At 72.1% G+C, this 20245-nt stretch carries 16 protein-coding genes and 1 pseudogene; 8 read left to right on the forward strand and 9 right to left on the reverse strand.

From position 1 onward, the window contains the following. The first annotated feature begins 447 nt into the window (after positions 1-447). The gene (locus ABZ806_RS37720; protein WP_500223150.1) at positions 448-816 is read left to right on the forward strand and encodes an Rv3235 family protein; all 369 of its coding nucleotides are present in this window, start codon (positions 448-450) and stop codon (positions 814-816) included. A gap of 48 nt (positions 817-864) precedes the next feature. Here the strand turns inward: ABZ806_RS37720 and ABZ806_RS37725 are convergent, their stop codons facing one another. Together ABZ806_RS37725 and secA are read right to left on the reverse strand one after the other, a co-directional pair. Further along, entirely contained in the window at positions 865-1203 is a 339-nt protein-coding gene (locus ABZ806_RS37725) for an SEC-C metal-binding domain-containing protein (RefSeq protein ID WP_500223174.1), read from the reverse strand. Continuing rightward, positions 1200-3738: pseudogene (gene secA, locus ABZ806_RS37730) on the reverse strand (preprotein translocase subunit SecA); the annotation flags it as partial. The pseudogene secA and the gene ABZ806_RS37725, both read right to left, overlap by 4 nt. A gap of 184 nt (positions 3739-3922) precedes the next feature. Here secA and ABZ806_RS37735 point away from each other — a divergent pair. Further along, on the forward strand, positions 3923-4252 hold the full coding sequence (locus ABZ806_RS37735) for an HGxxPAAW family protein (RefSeq protein WP_500223151.1): 330 nt from the start codon (positions 3923-3925) through the stop codon (positions 4250-4252). A 190-nt stretch (positions 4253-4442) separates the two neighbouring features. Here ABZ806_RS37735 and ABZ806_RS37740 read toward each other — a convergent pair whose 3' ends face one another. The 7 genes from ABZ806_RS37740 to mtrA form a co-directional block, all read right to left on the reverse strand. Continuing rightward, the gene (locus ABZ806_RS37740; RefSeq protein WP_500223175.1) at positions 4443-5846 is read right to left on the reverse strand and encodes a winged helix-turn-helix domain-containing protein; all 1404 of its coding nucleotides are present in this window, start codon (positions 5844-5846) and stop codon (positions 4443-4445) included. Positions 5847-6090: 244 nt separating this feature from the next. Then, on the reverse strand, positions 6091-6855 hold the full coding sequence (locus ABZ806_RS37745) for a response regulator (protein WP_500223152.1): 765 nt from the start codon (positions 6853-6855) through the stop codon (positions 6091-6093). A gap of 294 nt (positions 6856-7149) precedes the next feature. Then, positions 7150-7809: a ribosome hibernation-promoting factor, HPF/YfiA family gene (gene hpf, locus ABZ806_RS37750; protein ID WP_500223153.1), complete on the reverse strand. Its 660-nt coding sequence runs from the start codon at positions 7807-7809 to the stop codon at positions 7150-7152. A gap of 717 nt (positions 7810-8526) precedes the next feature. Beyond that, entirely contained in the window at positions 8527-9333 is an 807-nt protein-coding gene (locus ABZ806_RS37755) for a ComF family protein (protein WP_500223154.1), read from the reverse strand. 63 nt (positions 9334-9396) lie between these two features. Further along, the gene (locus ABZ806_RS37760) at positions 9397-11187 is read right to left on the reverse strand and encodes an LpqB family beta-propeller domain-containing protein (protein ID WP_500223155.1); all 1791 of its coding nucleotides are present in this window, start codon (positions 11185-11187) and stop codon (positions 9397-9399) included. Continuing rightward, positions 11184-12821: an MtrAB system histidine kinase MtrB gene (gene mtrB, locus ABZ806_RS37765; protein WP_500223156.1), complete on the reverse strand. Its 1638-nt coding sequence runs from the start codon at positions 12819-12821 to the stop codon at positions 11184-11186. Before mtrB ends, ABZ806_RS37760 begins: the two co-directional genes overlap by 4 nt. Before the next feature lie 139 nt (positions 12822-12960). Next, positions 12961-13638: an MtrAB system response regulator MtrA gene (gene mtrA / locus ABZ806_RS37770; protein ID WP_021598338.1), complete on the reverse strand. Its 678-nt coding sequence runs from the start codon at positions 13636-13638 to the stop codon at positions 12961-12963. Positions 13639-13901: 263 nt separating this feature from the next. Here mtrA and ABZ806_RS37775 point away from each other — a divergent pair, with 263 nt between their 5' ends. From ABZ806_RS37775 to ABZ806_RS37800, 6 genes are all read left to right on the forward strand, one after another. Next, the gene (locus ABZ806_RS37775) at positions 13902-14984 is read left to right on the forward strand and encodes a hypothetical protein (RefSeq protein WP_500223157.1); all 1083 of its coding nucleotides are present in this window, start codon (positions 13902-13904) and stop codon (positions 14982-14984) included. Then, complete coding sequence (locus ABZ806_RS37780) at positions 14981-15658, forward strand: DUF4129 domain-containing protein (protein WP_500223158.1); 678 nt, start codon at positions 14981-14983, stop codon at positions 15656-15658. Before ABZ806_RS37775 ends, ABZ806_RS37780 begins: the two co-directional genes overlap by 4 nt. Continuing rightward, positions 15652-16845, forward strand: a complete 1194-nt coding sequence (locus tag ABZ806_RS37785; protein ID WP_500223159.1) for a DUF4350 domain-containing protein — start codon at positions 15652-15654, stop codon at positions 16843-16845. Before ABZ806_RS37780 ends, ABZ806_RS37785 begins: the two co-directional genes overlap by 7 nt. Positions 16846-16898: 53 nt before the next feature. Beyond that, positions 16899-17867, forward strand: coding sequence for an AAA family ATPase (locus ABZ806_RS37790; RefSeq protein WP_500223176.1), 969 nt, complete (start codon positions 16899-16901; stop codon positions 17865-17867). Beyond that, complete coding sequence (locus ABZ806_RS37795; protein WP_500223160.1) at positions 17867-19159, forward strand: DUF58 domain-containing protein; 1293 nt, start codon at positions 17867-17869, stop codon at positions 19157-19159. The genes ABZ806_RS37790 and ABZ806_RS37795 overlap by 1 nt, the downstream gene beginning before the upstream one ends. A gap of 105 nt (positions 19160-19264) precedes the next feature. Continuing rightward, on the forward strand, positions 19265-20245 hold the full coding sequence (locus tag ABZ806_RS37800; RefSeq protein ID WP_500223161.1) for a hypothetical protein: 981 nt from the start codon (positions 19265-19267) through the stop codon (positions 20243-20245).

Raw genomic sequence — 20245 nt, forward strand, 5'->3', positions numbered from 1 at the left:
CGGGCCCCCCCCCCACCGCCCCTCCCCCCACGCCCCGGCACCCCCCCACCCGGCCCGGCCCCCGCACCACCAGGGGGGGGGCCCCCCCACCCCCCCCGCCGCCTTCGCTTTCCCCACCCACCTCCGGGCGCGGGGGTTGACCGGGCGCGGGGTTGACCGGGCGCGGGGTTGACCGGACGCGGGGGCTGTTCGGGCGGGGGCCGGTGTTACCGGGGGCGGCCGGTGTTACCGGGGGCGGCGGTGTTATCGGGGGGCGGTCGGTGTTACGGGGGCGGCCGGAGGTGGTCAGGATGTATTTTTCGGCGGGCTTCCGACTCCTGTTCAGAAACGAGTCGGGAGGTTCTCATGGGTCGTCGTCCGGTCAGTTCTTCGGCGGTTCGGATCATTCGGTACCAGCCGGTACCGGTTACGCGGGGAGCGCTGGCGCTTCAGCCTGTGGTGCGGCCGGTGCGGGGGCCGGGGCTGCGGGTCGTGCGGCCCGGGGACGGGGTGGACGGCGAGGTCCGGGCCGTCGCCGACGCGGCCGTGCGGCTCGTCGTGGAGGTGCTGGCGGGGACGCGGCCCGCGCACCAGCTGTCGCTCGTGGCCGTCCCGGCGGTGTGCCGCGCGGTGTCCCCGCACGGCGGCGCGGCGGCGCGCGGGGGGCGGGTCGTCCCGCCGAAGGTGCTGTCCAGCAGGGTGCAGCGGCCGTCGCCGGCGGTGGCGGAGGCCGTCGCGGTCGTGGCGCTGGCCGGACGCGTGCACGCGCTGGCGCTGCGCCTGGAGCACGCGCGGGGCCGGTGGCGCTGCACCGCCCTGGAGACGACCGCCCCCTGACATGCGGAAACGGCCTCCCGGAAGTCCGGGAGGCCGTTTCGCGCGGTACTACTTGTTCTTGTTGCGCGGGTCGCCGTGGCAGCGCTTGAACTTCTTGCCCGAGCCGCAGGGGCACGGGTCATTGCGGTTCACGCCCGCGTACTCGTCGGTCTCCTCGCTGTGCAGCTCGACGCCGCCCTCACCGTCCACGGTGGGGGCCGAGTACTCCAGCTTCTTCGGACGGGACGGCTTCTCCAGCCCCTTCGCCTTGATGGCGGGGTGCTCGTCGGCCTCCTCCACGTCCGCGGCGGGGCCCTCCTCGTCCTCCTCCGCGCCGGCGGCGGGGGCCGACTTGGCGACGGAGACGGGCGCGGCACCGACGGTCGGGGCCTCCGGCTGGTCCTCCACCTCGACCTCGAGGTTGAACAGGTAGCCGACCGACTCCTCCTTGATGCCGTCGAGCATCGCGTTGAACATGTCGTAGCCCTCGCGCTGGTACTCGACCAGCGGGTCGCGCTGCGCCATGGCCCGCAGGCCGATGCCCTCCTGGAGGTAGTCCATCTCGTAGAGGTGCTCGCGCCACTTGCGGTCCAGCACCGAGAGGATGACGCGGCGCTCCAGCTCGCGCATGACGTCCGGGCTGAGCTCCTCCTCGCGCTTGGCGTAGGCGGCCTGGGCGTCCTCGCGGATCTTCTCGGCGAGGGTCTCGGCGTCCAGCCCGGAGAGGTCGCCGTCGTCGCCCTCGGCGAGGTCCTCCGCGGTGATGGAGATCGGGTAGAGCTGCTTGAACGCCTTCCACAGCTTGTCGAGGTCCCAGTCCTCGGCGAAGCCCTCGCCGGTGGCGCCCGCGACGTAGCCGCCGACGACCTCGTCGATCATGCCGCGGATCTGGTCCTGCAGGTCAGCGCCCTCCAGCACCTTGCGGCGCTCGGCGTAGATGACCTTGCGCTGCCGGTTCAGGACCTCGTCGTACTTCAAGACGTTCTTGCGCATCTCGAAGTTCTGCTGCTCGACCTGGCTCTGCGCCGACTTGATCGCATTGCTGACGATCTTGGACTCGATCGGCACGTCGTCCGGGATGTTCAGCCGGGTCATGATCGACTCGACGCGGGCCGAGTTGAACAGCCGCATCAGGTCGTCCTCCAGCGACAGGTAGAACCGGGACTCGCCCGGGTCGCCCTGCCGGCCGGACCGGCCGCGCAGCTGGTTGTCGATGCGCCGCGACTCGTGCCGCTCGGTCGCGAGGACGTACAGGCCGCCGGCGTCGACGACCTCCTCGTGCTCGCCCTTCACGGCCTCCTTGGCCTTGTCCAGCGCCTCCGGCCAGGCCGCCTCGTACTCCTCGGCGTTCTCCAGCGGGTTCAGGCCGCGCTGGTGCAGCTCCAGGTCGGCGCGGAAGTCGGGGTTGCCGCCGAGCATGATGTCGGTGCCGCGGCCCGCCATGTTCGTCGCGACGGTGACGCCGCCCTTGCGGCCCGCCTCCGCGACGATCGCCGACTCCTGCTCGTGGTGCTTGGCGTTCAGCACCTGGTGCGGGATGCCGCGCCGCTTGAGCATCTTGCTCAGCTTCTCGGACTTCTCCACCGACGTGGTGCCGACCAGGACGGGCTGGCCCTTCTCGTGCCGCTCGGCGATGTCGTCGACGACGGCCTCGAACTTGGCCTGCTCGGTCTTGTAGACGACGTCCGCGACGTCGTCGCGGATCATCGGCTTGTTCGTCGGGATCGGCACGACGCCGATCTTGTAGGTCTTGTTGAACTCCGCCGCCTCGGTCTCGGCGGTGCCGGTCATGCCGGACAGCTTGCCGTAGAGGCGGAAGTAGTTCTGCAGGGTGATCGTGGCGAGCGTCTGGTTCTCGTCCTTGATCGCCACGCCCTCTTTGGCCTCGATGGCCTGGTGCATGCCCTCGTTGTAGCGGCGGCCGTGCAGGATGCGCCCGGTGAACTCGTCCACGATCAGGACCTCACCGTTCATGACGACGTAGTCCTTGTCGCGCTTGTAGAGCTCCTTGGCCTTCAGCGCGTTGTTCAGGAAGCTCACCAGCGGCGTGTTCACCGAGTCGTACAGGTTGTCGATGCCGAGCCAGTCCTCGACCTTCTCGACGCCGGACTCGGTGATGCCGACCGTGCGCTTCTTCTCGTTGACCTCGTAGTCGCCGGGGCCGTACTCGTCGACCTGCCCGGCGGTGCTGACCAGCTCGGCCCGCTTCAGCCGCGGGACGATCTTGGCGAACTCCGAATACCACTTGGAGTTCTGCTCGGCCGGACCGGAGATGATCAGCGGCGTCCGGGCCTCGTCGATGAGGATCGAGTCGACCTCGTCCACGATCGCGAAGTTGTGGCCCCGCTGGACGCACTCCTCCAGGCTCCACGCCATGTTGTCGCGCAGGTAGTCGAAGCCGAACTCGTTGTTCGTCCCGTAGGTGATGTCGCAGTTGTAGGCCGCGCGGCGCTCGTCCGGGGTCATCTGCGGGAGGATGACGCCGACGTCCAGCCCGAGGAACTGGTGGACGCGTCCCATCCACTCGGCGTCGCGCTTGGCCAGGTAGTCGTTCACCGTGACCACGTGGACGCCGTCGCCGGACAGCGCGTTCAGGTACGCGGGGAGCACACAGGTCAGGGTCTTGCCCTCACCGGTCTTCATCTCCGCGATGTTGCCGAGGTGCAGCGCCGCGCCGCCCATGATCTGGACGTTGTAGTGCCGCTGGCCGAGGACGCGCTTGGCGGCTTCGCGTGCGGTCGCGAAAGCCTCCGGGAGCAGGTCGTCCAGGGACTCGCCGTCGGCGATGCGTTCCCGGTACTTGTCGGTCAGCTCGCGCAACTCGGCGTCGCTCATCTCGAGGAAGTCCTCCTCGATCGAGTTGACCTGATCCGCGAGCTTCTTGAGCTTGCGCAGGGTTCGTCCCTCGCCCGCACGAAGGATCTTGTCGATGACTGGCGGCACTCTCGAAGGCTCCTTGCAGATCGTGGTTCACCGCTCAAGGCGGCACGCACACCACACGTACGATGCCATCGTAGGCGAGACCCAGAATGGTCTAGGTCACTCCGCAGCGCAATCCACAGCGGGTTTCGTTTGACTTTCCGGGTCCCGGAGAGGATCTCTCACACCGCACAGGATGGGAGGCGCAATGTCAGAAGGGTCCCACGCCGGCCAGCCGGGCTCGTGGATCGCCGTCGGCATCATCTTCGCCGGTTTCGTCGTCGGCGGCGTCGCACTCTGCACCGGCCCGATGTGGATCATGTTCTGGATCGGCGTCGGCATCGTGGTCGTCGGTTTCCTCGTCAGCTGGGTGGTCCACCTGTTCGCCGACGTCGTCGTGGACGCGCCGCGCGTCATCCCCGAGATCGTCGACTACTCGCTGTTCGGCGCGCGCTCGGCCAAGCGCCGCGGCGGCGACCGCGGCGAGATCCTCGACGTCCCGGTCTCGACCGACACCGAGGACACCCCCCACGGCTAACCCTGCGCCCCTAGCACTCGCATGGTGTTTCACCCGTCCCCAACACCCCTCCACCCCCGACCGATTCCCCCACCCCCACCCACCCGACCGTCAGCACGGGGTAGCGGCGGTCAGGGCGGGGTGGTCGCGGTCAGCGCGGGGTGGTCGCGGTCAGCGCGGGGTGGTCGCGGTCAGCGCGGGGTGGTCGCGGTCAGCGCGGGGTGGTCGCGGTCAGCGCGGTTTTGATCAGGGTGGGCGGCAGGGGGGTGCGCTCCACGCGGACATCGTCGCAGCCGACCCAGGCCGCGGCTCGCCAGAGCGCGGTGGCGAGGGCCGTCGCGGAGGTCTCCGTGCGGGCGGCGGTGCGGGTGGCCCAGGGCTCCAGCGACGCCTGGCGGGCGACGAAGGTGCGGCCGTCACGGGCGGGGTCGACCCGTCCGATGAGGCGGCCGCCGGCGAGGAGCGGCATCGCGAAGTAGCCGTGGACGCGCTTGCCCTTCGGGACGTACGCCTCCAGGCGGTGGTCGAAGCCGAAGACGCGGGAGGCTCGGGCGCGGTCCCAGACGAGGGAGTCGAAGGGCGAGAGCAGCGTGGTCGCGTGCCTGCCCCTGGGCGGGCGGGCGAGCGCCTCTGGGTCGGCCCAGGCGCGCTGGGACCATCCGTCCACCCTGGCGGGGACGAGCCCGGTCGCCTCGATCACGCGGTCGACCTGGTCCTGCCTGACCCGGTAGTAGTCGGCGAGGTCGCCGCGGGTCGCCACGCCCAGCGCGCGTCCGGCGCGGGCCACCAGCGCGGTCAGGCAGGCGTCGTCGTCCAGGTCCCGGGCGAGCAGTTCCGGGGGGACGGCGCGCTCGGCGAGGTCGTAGACGCGGCGCCAGCCGACCCGCTCGACGCAGACGACCTCGCCGATGTCCAGCAGCCACTCGATGCCGATCTTGTGGTCGCTCCAGTCCCACCATTCGGCGCTCGCCTTGGCACCGCCGAGTTCCTTGGTGGTGAGCGGGCCGTCCGCCTTCAGCCGGGCGCGGATGTCGTCGCAGACGCCCTCCGGGACCTTGTGCCAGCGCCACCCGCGCTCCAGGTAGGCGCGGCGGCGGAACGCGAACAGCGGCCAGTCGGCCATCGGAATCACCGACGCCGCATGCGCCCAGTACTCGAACGCCGGATACCCCCCACCGCCGAACGCACCAGAACCCCGCCCGACACGACCGTGGCCGCCTTCGCCCCGGCTCCGCCGCGGGCGACCGTGGCCGCCTTCGCCGTGGCCTTGCCGCGGGCGGCCGTGGCCGTCTTCGCCACCTTCGCCTCCGCCTTGCCTCGGGCGGTCGTGGTCGCCGCGGTCGTGGCCGGTGGGGGTGTGGTGCTTGGGTGGGTGGGTGCCGTTGCCCCAGTAGGCGGTCTCGATGGCGGTGCGCTTCAGGGGGCCCAGGCGTGCGTAGGGCACCAGTTCGTGGGAGCGCGCGAGGACCGAGATCGTGTCGAGCTGGACGGCGCCGAGCCGTTCCAGCATCGCGGGGACCCCGCCCCTCGGACGCGCGCCCAGGAAGCCCTGGGCGCGCAACTGGAGCCGCCTCGCCTCGTCCGCGCCGAGCTCGGTCTCACCGCCGGTCTGCATCCCGCCTGCTGTCTCCACCACGTCCGCGATGCTACGACACAACACCGACAAAACCGGATTGCCGGTCTCAGGCACCACTCCGCCAACCCCGACACCGAGCTGCTGACCGGCGGGGCCCGCACGCTGGCAGAACACCCGCAGGTTGCGCCGCTCCCACTCGTCCGACCGGGGGCTGCCGCCAAGGAACCGCTTCGCCGTCCCGCTCCGGCTCGGTTGCGGCATGGCGCCGCGCCCGCCGGGGCGGTCAGGTGATCTCTAGGAGCTTCTCCCGGACGGCGTACACGACGGCCTCCATCCGGGAGTGGAGCTGGAGTTTCTCCAGGATGTTGCGGACGTGGTTCTTCACCGTGTTCTCGGAGATGAACAGCTCGCGGGCGATCTCCCGGTTGCCGAGGCCGCGGGCGACGAGGCGCAGCACCTCCATCTCGCGCTCGGTGAGGCGCGGCGCGGGGACCTGCTGCGTCCGCTCCTCGCTGCGCTTGGCCAGCGCCGCGAACTCCGTGATCAGCTTGGACGCCATCGAGGGGCTGATCAGCGACTGGCCGCCGGACACCGCGCGGACCGCCTGCGGGACCTCGTCGATGGAGATCTCCTTGAGCAGGTAGCCGCTGGCCCCGGCCTTGATCGCCTCGAAGAGGTCCTCCTCCTCGTCGCTGATGGTCAGCATCACGATCTTCGCGCTGGGCGCGGCGTCCTTGATGGCGGTGCACGCCTCGATGCCGCTGCGGCGCGGCATCCGGATGTCCATCAGGACGACGTCGGGCAGCAGGTCGCCGGCCATCTCGACGGCCTCGTGCCCGTCGCCGCCCTCGCCGATGACCTCGATGTCGTCCTCGCCCTGGAGGACCATCTCCAGCCCCCTGCGGAACAGCGCGTGATCGTCGACGATGAGCACGCGGATGGGGTCGGCCGCTCCGGGCGGCGGCGCCTCCCGGCCGGCGGGGGCGGCGTCGGCGCCGGTCGGACGGGGTACCGCCGCGGCGTCGCGAGGCTCGGGATTCTCGCTCACCAGAGTCGCGGCGTGGAGAAGACGCCGCTTCCCCCCTTCACTACTCAGCGATCTGGAATTACCGGAGGGTTGTCGTCCAACGGGATCGTCCTCGGGAACCTACGGGGTCCGGGGGCGATCCCAGGGGATTTCGGACCGGGGTGTCTCCCGGTCAACCGCCGCGCGCCCCGGGAGGTTCCCGGGACGCGCCGCGCCCGTGGATCGGCTGATGCGCCTTTTCAGATCATGACATGGTTCCGGCGGTGACGTGACGCGTCCACCGCATCACCGGGCCTCCTCCGGAAGGTGGGGGTCTCACTCTTCGACGAGCCTGATCACTCCGTAGTCCCAGCCTCTTCTCCGGTAGACGACCGAGGGGTGCCCGGTGGCCTTGTCGCGGTACAGGAAAAAGTCGTGGCCGACGAGTTCCATCTCGAAAAGGGCCTGCTCGATGCCCATCGGCTCCGCCTTGTGGAATTTCTCGCGGACGACGAGGGGCCCGTCGCCGTCCATGGGGATCGGCACGATGTTCTCGTCGCGGGTGACGGGCTCGGCCGGTGCCGGGGCCGTCTCCACCGCTTCCGGGACGGGTTCGGGCAGCGCCTCGGGGAGCGTCTCCATCGTGGCGAGCTTGGCGCGGCCCTTGCCGTTCTTGCCGAAGTTCTTGAGGCCGTGGCCCTTGCGCCGCTCGGCGCCGCGGCGCAGCCGCGCCTCCAGCTTGTCGAGCGCGAGGTCGAGGGCGCCGTACCGGTCGTCGGCGGCGGCCTCGGCCCGGATCACCGGGCCACGGGAGCGGATCGTCAGCTCCACCCGTTCGCGCTGGTCGGCCAGCCGCGGGTTGCGTTCCTCGGACACCTCCACATCAACGCGGATCACCTTCTGGTCGAGTCGTTCGATCTTGGCCAGTTTGTTGTCGACGTGCCGACGGAACCTGTCGTTGACCTCGGTGTGCCGGCCCCTAACGGTGATGTTCACGCGGGACCCCCCTTCTCCCGGTTGCGCTGTCGCCCTGCCCGGGACCCCTGCCGGCCCCGGACGGACACCACAGGACGGTGGGTCGCACCCGCCCGGCCGACCTGGTCTTCGTCCCCACATCCGCCTGCTGAGGGGCTCGCGGCGCTCTCGCCACTACTGCCCTTCTCCCGGTCCGGGAAATATCGGATCCCCCGGCGGGGCAGGACTTACCTCTAAGGCGCACCGTGATCGGTCGACGAGAAGTCGCCTTACGTGGGCCGTTTCGCCTGCGCCTGGCATCGGCTTGCCGGACCGTCTGCCGTGCTCCTGACGAGCACTGCGATCCGACGCAACCACGGACCCGGGCGGGTGCCATGTCAGGAACGCTAACCCCTTACGCGACGAATGTCAGGGGGGTGGACGGAGGAAAAACTCACGGACCGTCATCGATGCCTCCCGCAGCGGGTACCCCCGGCCCGTCTCCGGCGTCCCACGACCTGCCGCGAACCCCGGCGGGCACGGCGCTCCCGCTCCCGGCACCGGCCCAGGTCAGCCCGGACTGACCCCCCGGTGAGTTTGAGAAAGCTCTACCCCCTTAATGACGCGATGTGACCCAAATAACCCCACCCACCCCCACAACCCCCATCAACCCGGACACCTCCCGGCTACTCCATGTAACTAACCACCGCCACCCGCCCAGAAGTGAAGAATGTCACCATTCGTCCAAACTCCACCGGCCTACCAAGGGCGGCGCCGGGGAGTGGCGGCGAGGGTGGCCGCGCCGGTGATGTCCGCGCCTGCGGCCCGCAGGGCGCGTGCCGCCTCGGTCAGGGAGGCGCCCGTCGTGACCACGTCGTCGACCAGTACGACCCGCCGGCCCGCCACATCGGCCCGCGCTTCGATGGCGCCGCGCAGGTTGGCCGCACGCCGGCCGGCCGTGAGCCCGGCCTGGTCGGCTACCCGGCCCCGCTGCCGGAGGGCGTCCACCATGGTCAGCGGCACACCGTCCGCCCGCAGGCGCCGCACCGCGGCCTCGACCAGCCCGCGCAGGGGGTCATGCCCCCGCCGCCGCACGGCCCTCCGCCCCGAAGGCACCCACACCACCGTGGTCACCGTTCGCGAGACCGGTCGCCCCGGGGGCAGTGCGTCGCGCACCTCCGGAGGGCCGCGCACCGCCAGAGGGTCGCGCACCACTGGGGCATCGCGCAGCGCCGGTGTGTCTCGCAGCGCCGGAGGGGCGGGTATCGCTGGAGGGTCGGGGCCTGGGGCGAGGGCTGCTTGGAGGGACGTTGCCAGGGCCTCACCCAGCGGGACGGCGAGGGACGTCCGGCCGCGTTCCTTATAGGCGGCCAGGATCGCGCGCAGAGGCCCCTCGTAGGCGGCCACCGTCCACAAGGGCGGGAGACCGGCCGGCGCGGGCCTGGCGGGCCGTGCGGGCGCGCGCAGAGCCCTCCCGCACGCGTCGCAGAGCAGCACGGGCTGCCGCCCGCACCCCGCGCACCGCTCGGGCAGCAGCAGATCGATCAAGTCATCGAGGATTCCCACGCGCCCGACGATGCCGCCCCGGCCGAGCCCCCGTCCCCCACTCCCTCAACTGTGGATAACTCCTCAGCGGGGGTAGGTCGGATCCTTGGCGGGAGTGGGGCAGATCCATGGGCTGTAGGAGTTGGTGGGCGTGCGCTGGCGGCAGATCTGGTCCTTGCCGGACGAGCGGGTGCCGATCAGGATCGGTGCGCCGGGGGCGGCCGCGATGGTGCGGGGTTCGCCGAGGGAGCCGACGCCCAGGGACGTGATGGCGCTGCCGCTGATCGGCATCAGGAACGGGAGGGTCTGCGAGTCGCGCTTGGCGCGGCCAAGGACGGCGAGGGTCCCGTAGTCGCGCCAGGCGAGGTCGACGGCGTCCTGGAGTTCGGAGCTGACCGGCAGGAACGAGCCGACGTCCAGGGAGCCGTCCGGGTCGTGGGCGATGCGGCCGAGCTGCACCTGGGGGCGGCCGTCGATACCGGCGATCACGGCGGCGCGCACCCCGTCGCGGGCGACGCTGAAGGCGAGCACCTCGCGGCCGCCGAGGCCCCAGTGGGCGGCGCGGACGAAGCCCTTGCCGGGGCGTCGCACCCACAGCCACGACTCGTCCTTCTTGGTCTCCACGACCCACAGGGTGCCGTCGCGGCTCCACGACGGGGCGGTGAAGCGGGCGCCGTCGTGCGCGGTGAGCACGACGCGGGGGGCGGGCGCGCCGGTGACGGGCGCGGCGACGAGGAGCTGTGTCGCGTCGCTGCTCAGCCCGGCGAACTCCTGGTAGCCGGGCGAGATCGCGGGGCGGGACAGCCGGCCGGCGGGGCCGGTCACGACCGCCTGGGCGCGGTCGCCCTCCAGGGTGCCGAGGTAGCCGGACGGGCCGACGACGTAGGCGCTCTGGTGGGCGCTCTCCCGGGTCGCCCCGCCGTCCGGGGAGTTCTCCTCCCACGCGTTCACCGGCTGCGTGGCGTCCATGCCGTCGGGGGCGACGGTCTCCCCCTCGATCCGCAACCGCCAGTGCTTGATCTCCGAGAGCTGCCGCATCGTCCAGCTGAGCTGGGCCGACATGCGTTCGATGTCGCCGCCGCGGGCCTGCCCGGTGAGGTCGACGGTGGCGACCTCCTTGTCGATCTGGACGCCGCGGCGCAGCCGGGTGCCCTCGGGGAAGGCGCTGTCGACGGCGCCCGACAGCCACGAGGTGGGCCCGGCGAGCAGGGCCTGGACGAGCTGCGTCGGCAGCGACTGCCGGTTCGCGACCGGCAGGAAGACCCCGTTGGGGACGAGGGTGTGCCGGTCCGGCGCGAAGAAGAACAGGTTGACGGTGCGCATGGCGCGCTCGACGTCGTCCTTGGTGAGCAGGAGGCCGGACTTCTCGTCGCCGGGCAGCCCGGCGATGCGCCAGACGCCCTGCGGCGTCTTGGTGAGCTGGAAGACGGCGTCGAAGGGCTTCGGGGCCGCGGTGTACTGGCCGTCGGCGGTGATGGTGCCGAGCTGGTCGCCGGTGATCCGGACGGTCGCCTGGTTCCCGGACTGCTTGATCACGTGCGGGTCGGTGACGCGGCTCGCGAGGACGGTCACGAAGGGCCGCAGCCCCGGGTTCCAGGACGTCTGGCCGCTCAGGTACATCTTGGCGACCTTGTGCCCGTCGTCGAAGCTGGCGGACGCGGCGAGGAACCCCGAGACGATCTCGGCGGGCCCCCAGTCGGGCCGCGGCTTCACCGGGATGAGCCGGACGTAGGGGTCGTCCACGCGTTCGGCGCGTTCGGCGGGCTTGCCGCTGACGACCTGCCCGCCGCTCGGCACGCTCGCGCAGCCGGCGCCGCCGAGGACGAGGACGGCGACCGTCAGCAGGCCGGTGACCCGGCGGGCGCAGGCGCTCATTCGCCGGCCTCCAGTTCCGCGAACAGCGGGCGCGCGTCGCCGGCGCCGGGCGGGACGAGCGGCAGCGGCGAGCCCCGCAGCTCGGCCCCGGCGGCGCGGGGCAGCGACAGCCGGAACTGGGAGCCCGCGCCGGGCTCCCCCCAGGCCTGCAGCCAGCCGCCGTGCAGCTGCGCGTCCTCCCGGGAGATGGACAGGCCGAGCCCGGTGCCCCCGGTGGTGCGGGCGCGGGCCGGGTCGGCGCGCCAGAAGCGGTCGAAGACCATCTGCCCCTCCCCGGGTTTCAGCCCGACCCCGTGGTCGCGGACGGCGACGGCGACGGCGTCGCGGTCGGCGGCGACGGAGATGACGATGTCCTCGCCCTCGCCGTGCTCGACGGCGTTGACGACGAGGTTGCGCAGGATGCGCTCGACGCGCCGCCGGTCGACCTCGGCCATGCAGGGCTCGCCGGGCAGCTGCAGGACGACCTTGCTGCCCTTGCGCTCGGCGAGGCCCTGGATGTCGCCGACGACGCGCAGCACGAGGTCGCGCATGTCGAGGGACTCGGCGTCCAGCGTCGCGGCGCCCGCGTCGTGCCGGCTGATCTCCAGCAGGTCGGCGAGCAGCGACTCGAACCGCTCCAGCTGGCTCTGCAGCAGTTCCGCGGACCGCCCGACGGCGGGGTCGTCGAAGGTGTCGCGGTACTCGTAGAGCATGTCGGCCGCGATCCTGATGGTGGTCAGCGGTGTGCGCAGCTCGTGCGAGACGTCGGAGACGAACTGGCGCTGCACCTGCGACAGGTCCTCCAGTTCGCCGATCTTCTCCTGGAGGTTGGCGGCCATGTCGTTGAAGGAGCGGGCGAGGCGGGCGAGGTCGTCCTCGCCGCGGACTCTCATGCGCTCCTCCAGGCGCCCCGCGGCGAGTCTCTGCGCGCCCTGGGCGGCGAGCCGCACCGGTATGACGACCTGCCGCGTGACCAGCGAGGCGATCGCGGCCAGGAGCAGCACGAGGACGATACCCACCCCGGCCAGGGAGCGGCTCACGTTCGTGAGGGTCTGCTGCTCCTGCGTCAGCGGGAACAGGTAGTACAGCTCGAACTGGCCCGTCCGGCCGCCGACGATGAGGCCGCGCTCGTCGGCCCTGCCGCCGAGGTAGGAGAGCCTGCCGTAGGTGTAGGCGCGCGAACCGGCCGGTGCGGTCTTGAGCTCTTCGCGGAGCCGCTTGGGGACGCTCTCCGGCCGCAGCTCGTTGGTGGTGTACCCGTCGAAGTACTGCTCGTTGGTGTCGCGGATGTAGACCTCGTAGAGCCCGGACGGCCCGCTGCGCGACTTCAGCCGGTCGATCGTCGAGTTGAGCCTGCTGCCGTCCCCGGCGGAGTTGCCCAGGTCGCGCTGGACCTGCGCCAGGCCGTCGTCCAGCTGGAGCCGGGCCGCCTTGACCTTGCCGTCCATGAGCGCGGACGACATCTGCTGCATCAGGAACGCGCCCAGGATCGCCACCACGATCGCCGAGATGAACAGCGTGGACGTGACGACGCGCACCTGGATCGACCGGCGCCAGCGCAGGTAGGCGGCGCCGATGGCCCCGCTCAGCACGTGCCGCAGCGCGATCAGCCCGCGCCGGACGAACCGGCTCGCCCTCCTCAGGTCCGCCCTCATGAGGGCGTCGCGAGTCGGCGGGCGGGCCCGCCCTGTGGCGGAACGCACCGGGGCTGGGCGTACTGGACGATCATCGGCGTGTCACCGCAACGGGGAACGGGGCGCTGTGCCGGGGAACGGGGAGTGAGCGGCGGGGGGCTCAGGCGGGCCCGGCCTTGTAGCCGACACCTCGCACGGTGACGACGATCTCGGGCCGCTCGGGGTCCTTCTCGATCTTGGCGCGGAGCCGCTGGACGTGCACGTTGACCAGCCGGGTGTCGGCCGCGTGCCGGTAGCCCCACACCTGCTCCAGCAGCACCTCGCGGGTGAACACCTGGCGCGGCTTGCGGGCGAGGGCGACGAGCAGGTCGAACTCCAGCGGGGTCAGCGGGATGTGCCGGTCGCCGCGCTTGACCGAGTGGCCGGCGACGTCGATGGTGATGTCGCCGATCTGCAGGGTCTCGGGCGCGGGCTCGTCGGTGCGGCGCAGCCGCGCGCGCACGCGGGCCACCAGCTCCTTGGGCTTGAACGGCTTGACGATGTAGTCGTCGGCGCCCGACTCCAGGCCGAGGACGACGTCCACGGTGTCGCTCTTGGCCGTCAGCATGACGATCGGCACGCCGGACTCGGCGCGGATCTGCCGGCATACGTCGATGCCGTCGGCCCCCGGCAGCATCAGGTCGAGCAGCACGAGGTCCGGCCGGGTCTCCCGGAACGCCTCGAGCGCCTTGTCGCCATCGTGGACGAACGAGGGTTCGAAGCCCTCGCCGCGCAGCACGATGCCGAGCATTTCGGCGAGTGCGAGATCGTCGTCGACGACCAGTACACGTCCTCTCATGGCCCTCATCGTCACAAAATCGGGGTTCGGTGGAGTGGGGCGCGATGCTCCGGCGCCACCTTGCCAGGGAGAGATATACCTTGGCGTGCAAGGTTACCCGCGTTTGCGTCGTACATGGCTCCCCCGCATCGGGTGGGCGGCTCGGATCGTACAGGTGACTCCTGAAACCAACGCAAGGTTGACATCCCGCACATGACAGGATGACCTGACCCGCTCAGAGATCGCAGGGAAACCGCACCGCTGGGAACGCAGGGAGCCGAGACATGCCGGGACCGGACGGCTGGGACGACGACGACACCACCGATGTGGTGCGGGGCGTCCCGTTCCGTCCCATGTCCATCTCCGAGATGCTGGACGGCGCGATCGCCGGGATCCGGCGCCGGCCGCGCACCACGCTGGGCCTGTCGGTGGCGATCAGTACGGTGATCCAGGTGGCGAGCTCGGTCGCCGCGTACTTCTTCATCGGCGACCAGGCCCGCGACGAGGTCACCCCCGAGGTGCTGCTGGAGTCGCTCGGTGCGCAGGTCACGCTGACCGTGCTGGGGCTGGTGCTGTCGGCGTTCGGGATCCTGCTGATGGCGGGGCTGGTCGCGCCGATCCTCGGCCGCGAGCTGGTGGGGCTGCCGATCGCGCCGCGGCAGGCGTGGCGGGACGCCCGGCCGCGGCTCGGGCGCCTCATCGGCACCGCCGCGGTCGTCATGGGCCTCTCGCTCGGCGCGCTGCTGCTGCCGGTCGTGCCGTTCTTCGCGCTGATCGCGGTGGACGCGCACCCGGCGCTCGGGGCGGTCGCGGGGATCGTCGGGTTCCCGGTCGGCATCGGCCTGATGGTGTGGCTGTACATCCTGTTCGTGCAGGCGGTCCCGGCGGTCGTCCTGGAGCGGCGGACGGTGACGGGCGCGCTGCGCCGGGCCGTCACCCTGTCCAAGGGCCGCTGGTTCCGGACGTGCGGGACGCTGCTGCTGGCGCTGCTCGTGACCGTGTTCATGGGCTTCTTCGCGCTCCGCATCCCGTTCCTCATCGTGCAGCTGGTCTTCTTCGGGGACGCGTCCGGCAGCGAGGCGACGATGGGCGCCCTGGCGGTCGACACGGCCGGCCGGATCGTCAGCTGGTCGGTGGTGCTGCCGTTCGACGCGGGCGTGATCGCGCTCCTCTACATGGACCGGCGGATGCGCCGCGAGGGCTTCGACCTGGAGCTGCGCAGCCGGGGCCGGTCCGCCGCCGCGATCACCGGCGGCGGCGCCGTCCCGGACGACGCGCGCGAGGACGCCGCCCCCGCGGACGGGTTCATCGACCTCTGGCGGACCGAGCCGGTGCCCGCCCGACCGTGGACGGGAGCGACCCCGTGATCCTCGACCCGATCGGCCGCGACGAGGCCCGCGAGCTGGCCCGCCGGGAGCTGGAGAAGCAGGTCTACCAGCGCGACAAGCCGTCCATGCTGGAGCGCTGGTGGGACGAGTTCGCCGAGTGGCTGCAGAGCCTGTTCAACCAGGCGCCGAACCCGGAGTCGCAGGGCAGCGGCGGCGGCTGGGTGTCCATCGCGATCATCGCGGTCATCGCGCTGGTCGCCGTCGGGCTGGTGGTGTGGCTGATGTGGGGCCGGCGCAACCTCCGCTCCCGCACCGACCCGCTGCTGGACGAGACGCCGTCCACGGCGCTCGACCACCGGGCGGCGGCGGAGCGGCACGCGGCGGCCGGGCAGTGGGCCGAGGCGATCCGCGAGCGGCTCCGCGCGATCGCCCGCGACCTGGAGGAGCGGGCGGTGCTCGCGGCGCGCCCCGGCCGGACCGCGGACGAGCTGGCGGCGGAGGCGGGCGAGGCCGTGCCGGAGCTGGCGGGCGAGCTCGCGGCGGGCGTGCGGATCTTCGATGACGTCTGGTACGGCGACCGGCCGGGGACGGCCGAGGGGTACGCGCGGATGACGGAGCTGGACGAGCGGCTGCGGGCGACGAAGCCGAAGCCGCTGGAGAGCGACGACCTCAGCCTCGCCGGGGCCGGCGAGGAAGGGGGCCCGCGGTGGTGACGCAGGCCCCGCCCGAGGCCCCGCCGGCCGGGCCGTCCGCGCGGCAGGTCGCGGGCCGCCGCTGGCGGTCGGCGCGCGGCGTCGTCGCGGCGCTGCTCGCGCTGGCCGTGATCGCGGTGATCCTGGCGGCGCTGCGCCCGTCGACGTCGGCGGGCTCGCTCGACCCGCGGTCGCCGAAGCAGGACGGTTCGCGGGCGCTCACCGAGATCCTGCGGCAGCACGGCACGGCCGTGACCGTCACGCGGGACTACGCGGAGATTCCCCTCGCGGCCGAGGTCGGCGGCGTCATGGTGGTCACGCACACCGAGCGGCTCACCGAGGACGACCTGCGGCTGCTGACCGGCTCGCAGCTGGACCTGCTGCTCGTCCGGCCGACGGCGGCGGCGCTGGACATCCTGGCCCCCGAGGTGCGGCGGGCCGGCCCGAGCTTCGAGGAGACCGCGGCGCCGGGCTGCGCGCTGCCGGTCGCGTCCCTCGCCGGGAGGGTCGCCTTCCACGAGTCGGACACCTACGAGGTCAACGGCGAGGGGACGGCGTGCTACCCGGCCGAGTACGGCGGCGCCAGGGTCGTCCAGGTGCAGGAGAACGCGCACACGGTGACCGTGCTGGGGTCGGCCGCGCCGCTGATGAACCAGCGGCTCACCGAGGAGGGCAACGCCGCGCTCGCCATGAACCTGGCGGGGGCCGGGTCCTCGACGGTGTGGTTCTATCCCGATCTGCCGGAGGCGGGTGAGGCGGCCGGGCAGCAGTCGCTCGGCGACCTGCTGCCCTTCGGCGTCAAGCTGTTCTTCCTGGAGCTGCTGGTGGCGGTGCTGCTGGTGGCGCTGTGGCGGGCCCGCCGGCTCGGCCCGGTCGTCGCGGAGGCGCTGCCCGTCATCGTCCGGTCCGCGGAGACGGTCGAGGGGCGCGCCCGCCTCTACCGGGCCGGCCGGGCCCGCGGCCGCGCGTCGGACGCGCTGCGCTCGGGCGCTCGCGAACGGCTCGTCCCCCTCCTCGGGCTGCCCCTCGGCAGCGCGCAGGATCCCTCCGCCGCACAGGAGATCGTCTCGGCGGTCGCCCGCCGCACGCCCTACGACGAGACGTACGTCGGAGCGGCCCTGTACGGTCCCGAACCCTTGGACGACGCCGGGCTCATCGCCCTCACCGACGTCCTCGACGACCTGGAAAGGCAGGTACGGCAGTCTTGAACACCCCTGTAGAGCTCGGGAAGGACGACGCCCCCGGCAGCGGGCCGGGCGCGCTGTCCGAGGAGGCCCGGCGGCAGGCCGACACCGCCCGCGCGGCGCTGACGGCGCTGCGCGCCGAGGTCGCCAAGACGGTCGTCGGTCAGGACTCCGTGGTGACCGGCCTCGTGATCGCGCTGCTGTGCCGCGGCCACGTGCTCCTCGAGGGCGTCCCGGGCACCGCCAAGACGCTGCTCATCAAGACGCTGTCGCGGGCCCTCGACCTGGATTTCAAGCGGGTCCAGTTCACGCCCGACCTGATGCCGGGTGACGTCACCGGTTCGTTGGTCTACGACAACCGGACGGCGGAGTTCGACTTCCGTCAAGGCCCCGTCTTCACCAACCTCCTCCTCGCCGACGAGATCAACCGGACGCCGCCGAAGACGCAGGCGTCCCTCCTGGAGGCCATGGAAGAGCGCCAGGTCTCGGTGGAGGGCACCGCGCGTGCTCTGCCCGACCCGTTCGTGGTGTGCGCGACGCAGAACCCGATCGAGTACGAGGGCACCTATCCCCTGCCCGAAGCCCAGCTCGACCGGTTCCTCGTCAAGCTGACCGTGCCCGTCCCCACGCGGGACGAGGAGATCGCCATGCTCCAGCGGCACGCGACCGGGTTCGACCCGCGCGACCTGTCGGCGGTGCAGCCGGTGGCGGGCGCGGGTGAACTGGCCGCGGGCCAGGCCGCCGTGCGGACCGTCCACCTCGACCCCAAGGTCGCCGCCTACGTCGTGGACCTGTGCCGGGCGACCCGGCAGTCCCCGTCGCTGCAGCTCGGCGTCTCGCCGCGCGGCGCGACGGCGCTGCTGGCGACGTCCCGCGCGTGGGCGTGGCTGTCGGGCCGCGACTACGTCACGCCGGACGACGTGAAGGCGCTCGCCAGGCCGACGCTGCGGCACCGCGTCCAGCTGCGTCCCGAGGCGGAACTGGAGGGCGCGACCGCCGACGGCGTGCTGGAGGGCATCCTCGCCCACGTCCCCGCCCCGCGCTGATGGCGCTGACCGGACGCCTGGGGCTGCTGGCCCTGCTCGGCGCGCTCGTCCCGCTGTTCGCGCCGAGCTGGTGGACGCTGCTCGCGGTGTGGGGCGTCCTGCTGCTCGGCGTCGTCGCCGACCTCGTCCTGGCCGGGAACGTGCGGGCGCTGCGCTTCCACCGCGCGGGCGACACGAACGTGCGCCTCGGCGAGACGGCCCAGGTCGCGCTGATCGTGGAGAACCTCGGCCGGCGGCGCCTCAAGGCCAAGCTGCGGGACGTGTGGCCGCCCAGCGCGGGCGCCACGCCCCGCACGGTCAGGGTCGACGTCCCGGCCGGTGAGCGGCGCCGCGTCGAGATGACGCTGACGCCGACGCGGCGCGGCGACCGCAAGGCCGTCACCGTCGTCGTCCGCTCGGTCGGCCCGCTCGGGCTGGCCGCGCGGCAGCTCTCCCGCCCCGCCCCCTGGACGGTGCGGGCGCTGCCCGCGTTCCCGTCCCGCCGCCACCTGCCCGCGAAGCTGGCGCGGCTGCGGGAGCTGACCGGCGCGCACGTCGCGCTGATCCGCGGGCAGGGCACCGAGTTCGACTCGCTGCGCGAGTACGTGGACGGCGACGACGTCCGGTCCATCGACTGGCGGGCCACCGCCCGGCGCGGCGACGTCGTCGTCCGGACCTGGCGGCCCGAGCGCGACCGGCGGATCTACCTGGTGCTCGACACCGGCCGCACGGCCGCCGGCCGGGTCGGCGACATCCCCCGGCTGGACTGCTCGATGGACGCGGCGCTGCTGCTCGGCGCCCTGGCGTCCCGGGCCGGCGACCGCGTCGACCTGCTCGCCTACGACCGGCGCGTACGGGCCCGGGTGGAGGGCGCGTCCCGGACGGACCTGCTGCCCGCGATGGTGCATGCCATGGCGCCGCTGGAGCCGGAACTCCTCGAATGCGACGCGGCCGGGATGGTGTCGACGCTACTGGCGCGCGTCCGGCAGCGGTGCCTGGTGGTGCTGCTGACCGAGCTGAACACGGCCGCGATGGAGGAGGGCCTCCTGCCGCTGCTGCCGCAGCTCACCGCCCGCCACCTCGTGATGATCGCCGCCGTGTCGGACCCGCGCGTCGGGGAGATGGCGGCCGGGCGCGGCGACCTCGCGGCCGTGTACGACGCGGCCGCCGCCGAGCGCGCCCGCGCCGAGCGCCGTCGCCTCACCGCCGAACTCCGCGGCCACGGCGTAGAGGTCGTGGACGCCCCACCGGACGACATAGCCCCCGCCCTAGCCGACGCCTACCTGGCACTGAAGGCCGCCGGACGCCTCTAGCGGCTCTAGTTGATCGCTCCGGCTTCTGGCCGAACGCGGCCACCACGGAACTCCGTGGCGCTCGACGAGCTCTAATGATCTTGAGGAAGATCCAGTGGGAGCAGCATGAGCGCGACTGACGGGCCGGGGATTCGTCCGGTGGTGGATCCTTCCATTCCTGTCCACCATCGCCGGCTGCTCCTGAACGCCCAGGACCTGGTTCCGGCGTCCGGCGAAGCTGGGACGGCACCGCGGTTCGGCGGGCGGACGCGCGCGGACGTGTTCGCCATGGCGGCATTCGCCGCGGTCTGGGGATTTCTGCCGGCCGTCATCGGCCCCTACTTCGGCCGCTGGAAAGGTCTGGCGTTCGGGACGGTCCTACAGGCAGGCTTGATCTGGCTGTGGCTCGCCCACGGCTTTACGGTCTTCATGGTCGTGGGGGTGATCGTCGAGGTCGCCGCCTGGCCGATCCTCCTGGCCGGCCGCCGCGAATCCGGGAGCGAGGTCGCGGCCCGCCATTATCACGGCCGCTACCTATTGGACGACGACTTCAGCAACTCGGCCCGGCAGCGCCTCCACCGAGTACAGCAGGCGATCGACATCGTGCGGAATTCGGCCGCGCAATCGGCCGGTCTGCTCGACGACGTGGCCAACGACGTCATGCTTCCGCAACAGGAATGGGATATCGCCACCAGCCTCGCGGAACTGAGCCGCTTCGAACAACGGATCGACCAGGCGACCCGGGATTCCCGCCTCACCGGACGGATCCGAGCCGCACTCGAACCCCAGCGAAAGGCCTTCCGCGTGTCCGTCCGCGCTCTCGACAAGCGTATCGCGGCGCTGGAGCAGTATGCCGAGCGGACCCAGGCGGCGGATGCCGCCCTGATGGAATGGCAGGCAGCCCGAGACATCGCCGACCTCGGCGACGTCTCGCGCGCACTACTGGCCCGGACGGTCCAGGACGAACAGGCCGTCGCCGAGATCGGCGAACTCGCCCAGCAGGCACGCCTTGTCGAAAAGACCCTCCAGCAGAGCGTGGATGATGCTCTTACCGCCGGGCGGAGCCTGCCGCTCCTCACCCAGGAGAATCAGGAAAAGGTGACCTGA

The organism is Spirillospora sp. NPDC047418 (assembly GCF_040643275.1).
GTDB lineage: Bacteria > Actinomycetota > Actinomycetes > Streptosporangiales > Streptosporangiaceae > Spirillospora.

Coding starts and splice junctions, on each gene's coding strand:
- ABZ806_RS37760 (WP_500223155.1), bottom strand. CDS start 11,187: ATGAGCGCCTGCGCCCGCCGGGTCACCGGCCTGCTGACGGTCGCCGTC.
- ABZ806_RS37795 (WP_500223160.1), top strand. CDS start 17,867: ATGGCGCTGACCGGACGCCTGGGGCTGCTGGCCCTGCTCGGCGCGCTC.
- mtrA (WP_021598338.1), bottom strand. CDS start 13,638: ATGAGAGGACGTGTACTGGTCGTCGACGACGATCTCGCACTCGCCGAA.
- mtrB (WP_500223156.1), bottom strand. CDS start 12,821: ATGAGGGCGGACCTGAGGAGGGCGAGCCGGTTCGTCCGGCGCGGGCTG.
- ABZ806_RS37800 (WP_500223161.1), top strand. CDS start 19,265: ATGAGCGCGACTGACGGGCCGGGGATTCGTCCGGTGGTGGATCCTTCC.
- ABZ806_RS37740 (WP_500223175.1), bottom strand. CDS start 5,846: ATGCAGACCGGCGGTGAGACCGAGCTCGGCGCGGACGAGGCGAGGCGG.
- ABZ806_RS37775 (WP_500223157.1), top strand. CDS start 13,902: ATGCCGGGACCGGACGGCTGGGACGACGACGACACCACCGATGTGGTG.
- ABZ806_RS37735 (WP_500223151.1), top strand. CDS start 3,923: ATGTCAGAAGGGTCCCACGCCGGCCAGCCGGGCTCGTGGATCGCCGTC.